Source organism: Dokdonia sp. R78006, from assembly GCF_042466145.1.
In the GTDB taxonomy this organism is placed as follows: domain Bacteria; phylum Bacteroidota; class Bacteroidia; order Flavobacteriales; family Flavobacteriaceae; genus Dokdonia.
This window is the reverse complement of sequence record NZ_JAXHBU010000001.1, coordinates 1,894,737-1,906,789: the sequence shown is the minus strand read 5'-3', so window position 1 is coordinate 1,906,789 and position 12,053 is coordinate 1,894,737. Positions and strand designations below refer to the sequence as shown.

Annotated in this window: 11 protein-coding genes; 6 read left to right on the top strand and 5 right to left on the bottom strand. The window is 38.3% G+C overall.

Annotation, left to right across the window (positions count from 1 at the left end; genetic code table 11):
• The first annotated feature begins 99 nt into the window (after window positions 1–99).
• Genes recF through SJY37_RS08490 form a run of 3 tightly spaced genes read left to right on the top strand, consistent with a single transcriptional unit; the run spans window position 100 to window position 1,948 of the window.
• Window positions 100–1,191, top strand: coding sequence for a DNA replication/repair protein RecF (gene recF, locus SJY37_RS08500; protein ID WP_298326967.1), 1,092 nt, complete (start codon window positions 100–102; stop codon window positions 1,189–1,191).
• 47 nt (window positions 1,192–1,238) lie between these two features.
• Window positions 1,239–1,655 carry a hypothetical protein gene (locus SJY37_RS08495; RefSeq protein WP_298326604.1) on the top strand — a complete coding sequence of 139 codons (417 nt, stop codon included), beginning with the start codon at window positions 1,239–1,241 and terminating at the stop codon, window positions 1,653–1,655.
• Complete coding sequence (locus SJY37_RS08490) at window positions 1,655–1,948, top strand: DUF721 domain-containing protein (protein WP_013749967.1); 294 nt, start codon at window positions 1,655–1,657, stop codon at window positions 1,946–1,948. The genes SJY37_RS08495 and SJY37_RS08490 overlap by 1 nt, the downstream gene beginning before the upstream one ends.
• A gap of 69 nt (window positions 1,949–2,017) precedes the next feature.
• On the opposite strand, the gene argS is transcribed toward SJY37_RS08490, so the two are convergent.
• A complete protein-coding gene (gene argS / locus SJY37_RS08485) occupies window positions 2,018–3,796 on the bottom strand; it encodes an arginine--tRNA ligase (protein WP_298326608.1) in 1,779 nt (592 codons plus the stop codon).
• A gap of 177 nt (window positions 3,797–3,973) precedes the next feature.
• On the opposite strand from argS, the gene SJY37_RS08480 reads away from it, so the two are divergent.
• Together SJY37_RS08480 and SJY37_RS08475 are read left to right on the top strand one after the other, a co-directional pair.
• Complete coding sequence (locus tag SJY37_RS08480) at window positions 3,974–4,405, top strand: hypothetical protein (protein ID WP_298326611.1); 432 nt, start codon at window positions 3,974–3,976, stop codon at window positions 4,403–4,405.
• Between the two features lie 5 nt (window positions 4,406–4,410).
• Window positions 4,411–5,844, top strand: a complete 1,434-nt coding sequence (locus SJY37_RS08475) for an SDR family oxidoreductase (protein ID WP_298326614.1) — start codon at window positions 4,411–4,413, stop codon at window positions 5,842–5,844.
• Window positions 5,845–6,153: 309 nt separating this feature from the next.
• On the opposite strand, the gene ctlX is transcribed toward SJY37_RS08475, so the two are convergent.
• From ctlX to trkA, 4 genes are all read right to left on the bottom strand, one after another.
• The gene (gene ctlX, locus SJY37_RS08470; protein WP_298326617.1) at window positions 6,154–7,092 is read right to left on the bottom strand and encodes a citrulline utilization hydrolase CtlX; all 939 of its coding nucleotides are present in this window, start codon (window positions 7,090–7,092) and stop codon (window positions 6,154–6,156) included.
• 157 nt (window positions 7,093–7,249) lie between these two features.
• Entirely contained in the window at window positions 7,250–8,224 is a 975-nt protein-coding gene (locus tag SJY37_RS08465) for a YpdA family putative bacillithiol disulfide reductase (RefSeq protein WP_298326619.1), read from the bottom strand.
• Window positions 8,224–9,720 (bottom strand): TrkH family potassium uptake protein, encoded by a 1,497-nt coding sequence (locus SJY37_RS08460; protein ID WP_298326621.1) that lies wholly within the window; start codon window positions 9,718–9,720, stop codon window positions 8,224–8,226. The genes SJY37_RS08465 and SJY37_RS08460 overlap by 1 nt, the downstream gene beginning before the upstream one ends.
• Before the next feature lie 5 nt (window positions 9,721–9,725).
• On the bottom strand, window positions 9,726–11,075 hold the full coding sequence (gene trkA / locus SJY37_RS08455; protein ID WP_298326623.1) for a Trk system potassium transporter TrkA: 1,350 nt from the start codon (window positions 11,073–11,075) through the stop codon (window positions 9,726–9,728).
• 249 nt (window positions 11,076–11,324) lie between these two features.
• On the opposite strand from trkA, the gene ubiE reads away from it, so the two are divergent.
• On the top strand, window positions 11,325–12,053 hold the full coding sequence (gene ubiE, locus SJY37_RS08450) for a bifunctional demethylmenaquinone methyltransferase/2-methoxy-6-polyprenyl-1,4-benzoquinol methylase UbiE (protein WP_108878081.1): 729 nt from the start codon (window positions 11,325–11,327) through the stop codon (window positions 12,051–12,053).

Genomic DNA, 12,053 nt, shown 5'->3' with positions numbered 1-12,053 from the left:
TTATGAAAGGGAAATTAATGCTTAATTTTGAAGACTAATAAAGCACTATTACTAGATGTACTAAGCTTTTGCAAAAGCGTTGCACACCTACACCACCCTATGATTCTGAAATCTCTCTCCCTTATCAACTACAAGAATTTTGAGTCCAAGGACTTTACCTTTGATGCAAAAATAAATTGTTTCGTCGGAAATAACGGCGTGGGGAAGACTAATATACTCGATGCGATCTACCATTTATCCTTTGGTAAAAGCTACTTTAATCCCGTTACTAGTCAGAACATAAATCACGATGCAGATTTCTTTGTGGTAAATGGAGTTTACGACAAAGACAATCGCGAAGAGAAAGTTGTTGTAAGTGCAAAAAAAGGAAGTAAGAAAGTTATAAAACGTAATGCTAAGGTATACGAGCGTTTTGCAGATCACATAGGTTTTTTACCACTTGTCATTATTTCTCCTGCAGATAGAGATCTTATTACCGAAGGAAGCGACACCCGTCGTAAATTTATAGATGGCGTAATCTCACAAAGTGACAAAAGCTACCTCTCAAACCTTCTAGGATATTCTAAAATACTTGCTCAAAGAAATGCCTTGCTCAAATATTTTGCAGCAAACAGCACCTTTAACGCAGATACACTCGCCGTTTACAATGAGCAACTTGAAGGCTTTGGAACTCCTATTTTTGAAAAGCGCAAACAGTTTTTAGAACGCTTTGCTCCTATATTTAACGAGCGCTACAAAGCGATAAGTGGCGGCACTGAGCATGTGACACTTACCTACAGCAGTACACTAAGCGACATGCCTCTTAAGCATTCCCTTACTAATGCGCTAGCAAAAGATCGCTCCTTGCAATACACAAGCGTAGGTATTCATAAAGATGATCTCCAATTTGAAATTAATGGTCATCCCGTAAAAAAGTTTGGAAGTCAAGGTCAGCAAAAATCATATCTCATTGCCTTAAAACTAGCACAGTTTGATTTTATAAAGCAAGAAAGTGGCACCACGCCGCTACTGTTACTTGATGATATTTTTGACAAGCTAGATGAAAGCCGCGTGCAACATATCATTGAACTAGTAAACACCAATGATTTTGGCCAACTATTCATAAGTGACACCCATCCGGAACGCACGGAAAGTGTGGTCAAAAATATTCATCAGAGTTATGAGCTTTTTCATCTGGAACGCGCTCAATAAGACATTCTTTTTATCGTATTTTGCATTTCAACTTTTAGTACACTTTCGTGAAAAATTTATACCTACTACTCATTCTAGCCATCACTCTAGGCTGCACACAGTCTAATGAGGAAAAACTAAGCCACATAAGCGGTTATTGGGAAATAGCTTCTATTGAAAACCCCAGCGGACAAGTAAAAGAGTTCAGTATGAGTCAGAATATTGACTTCTTTGAGGTAAATGCAGACGGAAAGGGTGTTCGTAAAAAAGTACAACCTAACGTAGTAGGAGAATTTACAACGTCTCAGTCTAGCGAGAACATCAATGTAATTTACAAGGATGATTTATTACTACTAGAATATGCTACTCCGATGGACACCTGGCAAGAAACCGTAAAGAAAGCAACTACAGATGAGCTTGTCTTAATCAATGAAGATGGACTCATATATACTTACAGAAAATACACACCCCTAGCACTCGATTAATGGCAAAAAGAAACACAGACCCTATATCTATAAGTCAAGCCTTGGGAGAATTTGTTGAAAAGAATAAACTCAACAAAGGAATGGATAAAGTGGATGTTACAGGCGCATGGTTTGCACTCAACCCTGCTTTTGAGACCTACACCACTTCAATACGCTTTGAAAGAGAAACCTTATTTGTAAACCTAAGCTCTTCTGTCTTTAGAGAAGAACTCTCTTATGGAAAGGAAAAAATTCTCAAAATGATCAATGAAGAATTAGGTAGAGAGGTTGTGAAGAAGATTGTGTTGCGGTAATCATCCGTAATAGATAGGCATAAAAAAAGCGAGACTTTCAGTCTCGCTTTTTTTTATATCATTATCCTCCTACATACGCTCTGGAACGTCAATCCCAAGTAAGCTAAAGGCACTTTCTATGACCTGCCCTACTTCTTTACTTAGCGCTACACGGAAACTTTGATCCTCTATATTATCTGTACCTAGAATCTGTACTTGCTGGAAGAATGAGTTATATTCTTTTACCAAATCATAGGTATAGTTGGCTATGATTGCAGGACTCTTCTGTGCTGCAGCAAGCTGTATGGTTGCAGGATATTCTTGAATAATCTTAAGCAATTCTTTTTCTTTAGGATGCAATGTTCTCTCCTGAGCAATTGCGACAGGAACATTCATTTCCTTAGCCTTGCGCAAGATTGCCTGGACACGTACGTAAGTATACTGTATAAAAGGACCTGTATTCCCTTGAAAATCTACAGACTCCTTAGGGTCAAATAAAATACGCTTCTTAGGATCTACTTTTAATATGTAGTACTTAAGAGCTCCAAGACCTATCGTCTTATAAAGAGCTTTTTTCTCTTCATCAGAGTAGCCTTCTAGTTTCCCTAATTCTTCAGAGATTTCACCTGCTGTTTGTGCAACTTCGTTTATGAGATCATCTGCATCTACTACAGTTCCCTCACGAGATTTCATTTTTCCAGAAGGAAGATCTACCATACCATAACTTAGATGGAACAGGTTCTCTGCCCAGTCGTATCCTAGTTTTTTAAGAATCAAGAACAATACTTGGAAGTGATAATCCTGCTCGTTACCTACGGTATAAATCATACCACCTACATCTGGATGGTCTTTTACACGCTGTATTGCAGTACCAATATCTTGCGTCATATATACTGCAGTACCATCTGCACGCAATACAATTTTTCTATCTAGACCATCTTCTGTAAGGTCACACCATACAGAACCATCTGGATCTTGCTCAAAAACACCTTTTGCAAGACCTTCCTCTATATTATCTTTTCCAAGTAAGTATGTGTTACTCTCATAGTAATAGCTATCAAAATCTACTCCTATATTTTTATAGGTAACTTCAAATCCGCTATATACCCACTTGTTCATCTTTTTCCACAAGGCAACAACCTCAGCATCTCCTGCTTCCCACTTGCGTAGCATTTCCTGTGCTTCAAGAATAAGCGGCGCTTCCTTCTTTGCTTCTTCTTCAGTTTTTCCAGCAGCAATTAAATCTGCTATTTGCTTTTTATATTCTTGGTCAAACTTCACATAATAATTCCCGACCAACTTATCTCCTTTAAGACCTGTAGATTCTGGCGTCTCGCCATTACCAAAACGCTCCCAAGCAAGCATAGATTTACAAATATGAATCCCACGATCATTAATGATCTGCGTTTTATACACTTTTGATCCTGCAGCTTTAATAATTTCAGACACAGAGTATCCCAGTAATACATTACGCACATGACCTAAGTGAAGTGGCTTATTTGTGTTAGGTGATGAGTACTCCACCATTACTGCCTTTCCAGACTCTGGTGTTCTTCCAAAATTTTCGGCTGCTTGTATATCTGCAAATGAAGACATATAAAAGCTATCTGCAATTACAAGGTTCAAGAAACCTTTAACCACATTAAATGCAGTGATCTCTGCCACATTCTCCACAAGGTATTCCCCTATTTGTGTGCCTATTTGCACAGGGTTTCCTTTTACCACTCTAAGCATCGGGAAGACTACCACCGTAATATCTCCTTCAAATTCTTTCCGCGTTGCTTGAAATTCCACTTCTGGAAGCGTTGCGTTGAATAGTTGGCTTACTGCCGTTTTTACGTGAGTTTCAATGGTAGATTGTAAAGACATAGATTCTTAATGATTGGTACTGGTTGGGTTTGTTACGCTTTCGCGAAAGCGTAATAGAAACATTTTTAAAACGTAAAACACCCCTATTTACGGGTAGTACGTGAAGCACAAAGATATGTGAAAATTGAAAGTTAGCGCACAGAATCCATAGCGAAACTCGTATCTTTAAAAGAAAAAATGCTATTAAATGTATCTTACAACAACCCAGATGTAAAACGCAAAATAGACGCCGAGGTGGGTGAAGCCTTTGGACTACGCGAGCGCATCAAACAAGGCGGCATAGGAATAGGCCACCTAGTGATCACAGAATCAAGTGTACAGATTCAAAATTTTCTTGCGCTAGATAAATATCGCAACAAGTGTAACATAGAGTTGCGACCACGAGGAGTTATCGTAGGCTTTAGAGCATTGCTAGACAGTTATGCACTCATAATTCCGTACTGGAAATTAAACTTATATAAAGGACGCGCCGAGGAGTATAGCATCTATCGTGACAACTATTTTATTAAGATAGAGGCAAAAGCAAAGGATAAAAAAGTACACAACTTTATCAAACGTATTCTTCAAGAAAAAGCTGCACAAGCTCCTACTAACATAGACGATCTTTAAACCTTATGAAAATCTTACTCACAGGAGCAAATGGCTATATCGGGATGCGCCTACTCTCCATGTTACTAGAAGCAAAACACGAGGTTATTTGCGCGGTGCGCAATGAAGCCAGACTTTCTGTATCAAAAAAAATAAGAGAGCAAATCACCGTTGTAGAAATTGACTTTCTAGATGAGCCAGACATTTCAAAAATACCTGTAGACATAGATGCGGCTTATTACTTGCTCCACTCTATGAGCTCAAGCACATCAGATTTTGACGAGAAAGAAGAACTTTCGGCAATAAATTTTAATAAGTACATCGCTCCCACAAATTGCAAGCAAGTCATTTATCTAGGCGGTATCGCAAATGACAAAACACTCAGTAAGCACTTAAAATCGAGACAAAATGTAGAGACCACGTTACGCAAAGGTAAAGCTGCGCTTACCGTATTAAGAGCAGGAATTATAGTAGGTTCAGGAAGCTCCTCTTTTGAAATCATAAGAGATTTATGTGAGAAGTTACCGGTGATGATTACCCCAAAATGGGTGCAAACCAAATGCCAGCCCATAGCCATACGCAACGTGATGCAATACCTCACAGGCGTACTAGGTAACGAGCAAACGTATAACGACCAGTTTGACATAGGCGGTCCAGATGTGCTCACATATCGCGACATGATGCAGCGATATGCAAAAGTGCGCGGCTTGAAATTATACATACTGACCGTACCAGTTATGAGTCCAAAAATATCCTCTTACTGGTTGTATTTCATAACCTCAACATCTTATAAGCTCGCGCTCAATCTTGTAGATAGTATGAAAATAGAAGTAGTCTCAAAAGATACTAGGCTGCAAGATTTACTACAAATAACACCTATTTCTTATGAGGAGGCTATTAATTTGGCTTTCGCCAAAATTGAACAAAACCAAGTAGCCAGCTCGTGGAAAGATAGCCTCGTAAGTGGCCGACTTAAAACCAATCTTGAAGAATACATACAAGTACCCACATATGGATGCCTTAAGGACAGGCAGACTATACGGCTCAAAGACAGAGAACTCGCTCTGGAAAATATCTGGGCAATAGGTGGTGATAGAGGCTGGTATTATGCAGACTGGCTCTGGAAAATACGCGGGTATATAGACAAACTTGCAGGTGGAGTAGGCTTGCGCCGCGGAAGAACACATACTAACAAGATTTATACAGGTGACGTACTTGACTTCTGGAGAGTACTACTCGCAAGTAAAGAAGAACCTAGATTGCTACTCTTTGCCGAAATGAGAGTGCCTGGCGAAGCCTGGCTAGAGTTTACTATAGATGAAAACGACGTATTGCATCAAACAGCAACCTTTAGACCTAAAGGATTGTTTGGCCGGCTATACTGGTATAGCATGCTGCCTTTTCACTACTTTATTTTTGGAGGTATGATTAGAAATATAGCTACTAAAAGATTTAAGTAGCATATAAAAAAGGCGCACTAGAAAAAGTATGATTGAAAGATTATATGGTTCCTTTTTAAATCCTACTAAAAAAAATTACCTGTACTGCTTGCGCAGTTAAATTATAAAAATGAAAACTACAAACATTTTTAAAATTGCTACTTTCAAAACTTATATCCAGAACGCCTATATGATAAATATAACGTCTTATTTTTTAAAAACCAATGATTCATCAATGCTTTAGATGAACGACACAATCTTCATTCATAAAATAAGATAAACCATAGATTTTACAACTAGCCGCCTTCATGAAGCAGCTATGAGATATTACTATTTCTTAGGTAGAAAAACTTCTGCCATCATGCAACGGGCACTACCACCTCCACAAGTCTCAATAGTACCTAAGTCACTACTTAATATTTTACTGTGTCTTTCTATCTTCTTTACCTGATCTGAAGTAAGACTTTGATGTGCATCTGCACTCATCACAAGATACTTCTTATCATCTGCCCCTAATACTTGAAGCATGTTCCCAGCAAAGTGATGCATTTGATCTTCTGTGATAGCTATGATCTCCTTGTTAGTCGCCTTTAAATGCTTCAACACATTTTTACGTTCCTTCTTATCATCAATAGTATCAAGACAGATTACACAAAACTCTTCTGCAAGGCACATCATCACATTTGTATGATAAATAGGTAGACGTTCTCCGTTTACAGTTTGATTTGCGGTAAAAACAATAGGCGTATATTCAAAATCTTCACAGAATTCTATAAAAAGCTGCTCATCTGCTCTTGCAGATAGTGCGCAGTATGCGCGCTCATTCTGGCGATCCATTAAAATACTTCCAGTACCTTCTAAGAAAAAATCTTCCTCCTCTGCCTCTGTGTAGTCTATGACATTATTAATCTGAAAACCTTCTTTCTCAAGACGCACAAGTACTTCTTCTCTGCGCTCCCTCCTTCTATTTTCGGCAAACATTGGGTACAATGCAACATCACCGTTTTCATGAAAAGAAACCCAATTATTAGGGAATACAGAATCTGGAGTATTACCCTCCTTGTCATCATTTTCAACAATAACATTTACTCCTACAAATCTCAGTTTCGCTACAAAATCATCAAACTCCTGTTGCGCTTTTTTATTAATCTCTTCATTTTTGAGATTGAGCTCTTCCTGAAAATAATTATTTACTGCCGTTTCCTCGTTCATTCTAAACTGGATAGGGCGTATCATCAAGATCGTATTGGTAATTTGTCGTAATGCCATGAGTGTATATTCTTTAAATTATAGCTAGCGCATGAGTCGCTTAGAAATAGGAAATTCTATATCGATTGCGAAGTTAATTTGAAACTTGATGAAGTAGCGCGATTTGGTTTACTTTTTTTTCAAAAAACTTAAGAAAGAAACAACGGCAAAAGTAGTTCTAAAGCTCAGTCACTAAATGATCCATAATCATCTCTGCGTGTACTCGGGTATTTTCTATAAAAAATCTACTTGTCTTGAGACCTCCCGCAGCTACACCGGCAATAAAGACGTTTTTAAGTGGAGTCTCTAAGGTTTCTTCGTTATATATAGGAGTTTTAAAATCATCACTTCCTATTGGTAAATTTAAATTTTCGAAAAGCTTGTAGTTAGGCTTATAACCTATCATTGCAAGCACAAAATCATTTTCTATAGTTACTAAGCCTTCTGGAGTCTTAATCGCTACTTCACTCTCAGTGATATCAACGACCTCTGAGTTAAAGTGCGCGTTTATGGAACCTTCCTTAATTCGGTTCTCAATATTAGGTTTGATCCAATATTTTGTTCGGCTATTTATTTCTGATCCACGTACTACCATAGTCACCTTGGCTCCTTTATAATAGGTTTCTAGTGCGACATCGCAAGCGGAGTTTGCAGCACCTATCACCACAACATGCTGATCTACATATGGGTGCGGACTATCATAAAAATACTTGACTTTAGGCAGCTCTGCACCTGGCACATTGAGCTCTCTAGGTATGTCATAAAAACCAGTTGAAACAATGACTGCTTTTGTAAAAACATCGCCCTTGCCCGTAACGATTTCATAACCGTCGTCTCTTGGAGTCATTTTTTCTACAGCAGTATATAAGCTCACATTGAGCTTATACGTTTCTAAGACTCTACGGTAGTACTCTAGTGATTCTTTGCGAGTAGGTTTATCACGATCTGACACAAAAGGCACCTCTCCTATTTCTAGAAGTTCTGAGGTGCTAAAAAAAGTCATGTTTTCAGGGAAATTATATAAAGAATTTACCAGCACTCCTTTTTCAACTATGATATAATTGAGTCCCTTTTTTTGCGCAGCGATTCCACAAGCAAGACCTATGGGACCAGCTCCTATGATGACGAGATCGTATGATGACTTATCTAACATTATCTATTTCTCCAGAAAAATGGGGTTAATAAAATAAGTACTGTAAATAACTCTAAACGCCCTATGAGCATTAAAAATGCCATCCACCATTTCCCTGCTAATGGTAGCCATCCATAATTATCTACTGGACCTAGACCTCCAAAGGCAGGACCTACGTTTCCTAGCGCAGAGGCTGCGCCTCCTAATGCGGTTCTAAAATCTAGTCCCATTGACGCTAGCACGCTAGCTCCTATGATCCACGATAGCATATAGAGTATGAAGAAGGCGAGTATATTAAAAATGATAGACCTATCTACAGATTTTGTATTGTAACGTACAGGTAATATTGCGTTAGGGTGTAATGTTCTTTTAAACTCTACGAGCGCATTTCGTATGGTAAGTAAGTGCCTCACCACCTTGATACCTCCAGAAGTAGAACCTGCAGAACCTCCCAGAAACATTAACCCAAAAAAGATTACAGTAAGAAATGGCGTCCACATCGTATAATCTGCTGTGATAAAACCTGTAGTTGTAATTACTGCTAGCACTTGAAATAAAGCGTGACGCACAGATGCTTCTGCTTTACCCCACACCATAGGATGATCTATACTTGAAACTCCTAGATCTACATTAAAGTAAATCACTAGCGAAGCGATAATCCCAAATCCAAATACAAATGCCATATATAGACGAAACTCCTCATCCCTCAATATCTTCTGAATTCTACCCTTGAAAGCAAAGTAACTAAGTACAAAGTTGGTTCCCGCAAGAAGCATAAAGAAGATTATGATATACTGAATAAGCGGCTTATCATTCCAGTATGCAACACTTGCATTTTTAGTAGAAAAACCACCTGTAGACAGGGTACTCAACGCATGATTAATTGCGTCAAAAAATGACATACCCGCTAGCTTTAGCAAGATGGTTTCTATTACGGTAAAACTCACGTAAATCAACCAAAGACGCTTTGCCGTATCTGTAATTCTTGGGTGAAGCTTATCTGCACTAGGACCTGGAGCTTCGGCAGCAAATAACTGCATCCCTCCTATTCCCAGCAACGGTAGTATTGCTATCGCAAGTACTATAATACCCATTCCTCCTATCCAGTGCGTCATAGAACGCCAGAACAAGATACCTTTAGGCACCGTTTCTATCTCACTTAAAATTGTGGCTCCAGTAGTCGTATAACCACTTATCGTTTCAAAAAAAGCATTTGTAATACCTGGTATAGATCCAGAAAATAGGTAAGGCAACATACCGCTGAGTGACATAAATAACCACCCAAAAGTCACAATGATATATCCCTCACGTTTCTTTAATTCTTTTTCATGCCCTCTAGTGATATACATGAGTAAAGTTCCCACAAGCGCTGTAATCAAAGCAGCAGCAGATACTTCTAGCATCACACCATCCTTTGTGATAAAACTCACTAGCGCTGCTATAAGCATAAAGCCACCGTTAAATAACAGCAGCACACCCATTAAATGAAATATAATCTTGTAATTAAGTTTAGGCATGGGGGCTAGATAAACATTTCTTCTACTTTCTTAATCGATCGTGGTAAACAGCATACTACCACTCGATCTCCTACTTCAATTCTAAAATCTCCTAGAGCAATTAAACCTTGGTCATTACGCACGACTCCTGCAATGGTAGCAGATCGAGGAAAGTCTATATCCTTTATACGCTTGCCTTGCACCTCAGATGAGTTTTTCACAATAAACTCAAGTAGCTCAGCATTCATATTGTTGAGCTTAGTCATAGCCACTACATCACCTTTACGGATGTATCTAAAGATATTATTTGCAGCTAGTAATTTTTTATTAATCAAGGTATCAATCCCAATACTCTGCGAGAGCTGGAAGTAATCCATATTTTCTACTAGTGCGATAGTTTTTTGCACGCCTTTTGACTTAGCAACTAAACACGACATAATATTAGTCTCACTATCTCCTGTTACAGAAATAAATGCATCCATATCATGTATATTCTCCTCATCTAGCAACTCTACATTACGACCATCACCATTTATAATAAGAGCTTTAGGAAGCAAATCTGCAAGATCTATAGCTTTGTCTCGGTTTTTCTCAACAAGCTTTACATTAAACTTATCACTACACAGATATTTGGCGGTTTTAGACCCTATTTGACTACCTCCCAATATCATCACATTCTTGATATTCTGGCGTACTTTGCCTGTAAGCTTGTAAATTTCTTCTACACCACCTTTTACTGTAACAAAATAAATATGATCACCTTCCTTAAAGATGGTATCTCCACGAGGTATGAGCGTATATTGGGTTCCCACGCGTTGTATAGCAATGGGCATAAAGTGTAGTTTAGGAAAAATCTTTGCGGCTTCTTTTACGCTCTTCCCTACAAAAGATGCTGTACGGGACAAGGTAGTACCTACCATAGTAAGCGCTCCATTATCAAACTCAAAACTATCAGAAAAACCACTTTGATTGAGTAATAACTCAATCTCGCTAGCTGCAAGACTTTCTGGTGATATCAACTCATCGATACCAAATTTTTGAAAGCCAGCTAAGTCCTTATGTTTTATAAACTCGGTATTAGAAATACGAGCTATCGTACGTTTTGCACCTAGCTGCTTTGCAAGCACACAAACAGTAATATTAGTCGTTTCACTCGCAGTTACGGCAATAAGAAGATCTACACCATCTACACGGGAATCTTGTAATATTGCTATGGAGGTAGCATCACCTTTTATAGTCCTAATATCCAGATGTGTATCTGCATAAGAAAGACTTTCTTTATCGGTATCAATTAACGTAATATCTTGAGATTCGTAAGAAAGTAATTTGGCTAAGTGAAAGCCTACTTCTCCTGCTCCTGCAATGATTATTTTCATAAATGGGTGTGCTCAAAAATGCCTACAAAGATAATACTTTGATAGCCGATTAAAAAAATGCAGCCGTTAATCCTTTGATGGACTTTTATTTATTAGTTCGCTTTCGCGAAAATTTGAATGCATTTCCCAAGAAGCCAATCATAATCCCTTTAAAAGGTCATAATTATAGTTCAATGTGCACAATCAAAATGACCTTAGGTGAGGTTAATCACATTTTGGCGAAAGCCTTATCTTTGTAAAAAAAAGGCAATGTCTAAGAAAGTAACACCCTATAAGTCTTCTGAGCAATCAAAAAAAGATCAGGTCGAGCAGATGTTTGATAATATCTCTGGAGAATATGATGGACTTAATCGTGTCATCTCTTTTGGTATCGATGTAAAGTGGCGCAAAAAAGTGGTGCAACTAGTTGCAGATACAAACCCAACGTCCATTCTTGATATTGCAACAGGAACTGGAGACCTCATCATTAATATGGCTAGTACAAATGCTAGCAGACTAGTAGGTCTTGATATTTCTGAAGGGATGCTCTCTGTAGGAAGAAAAAAAATAGCTGCAAAAAAACTAGATAGCCGCATCGAGATGATGCAGGCAGATAGTGAGAATATGCCTTTTGAAGATAGCAGCTTTGACGCTATTACTGTCGCTTTTGGGGTGCGCAATTTTGAAACACTTGAAAAAGGCCTTGCCGAAATTTTACGTGTACTTAAACCAGGTGGCATCTTTGTGATTTTAGAAACATCTGTACCTACAAAAACACCATTTAAACAAGGATATAATTTCCACTCTAAAGTAATCTTACCTACCGTGGGAAAACTCTTTTCTAAAGATAAAAATGCTTACGGCTACCTAAGTGAAAGCGCAAATGCATTTCCTTTTGGCGAGAAGCTAAACAATATTTTGCGCAAAACTGGGTTTAAAGACGTGCAACATAAACCTCAAACCTTTGGAGTTGCAACAATTTATACTGCTACAAAATAA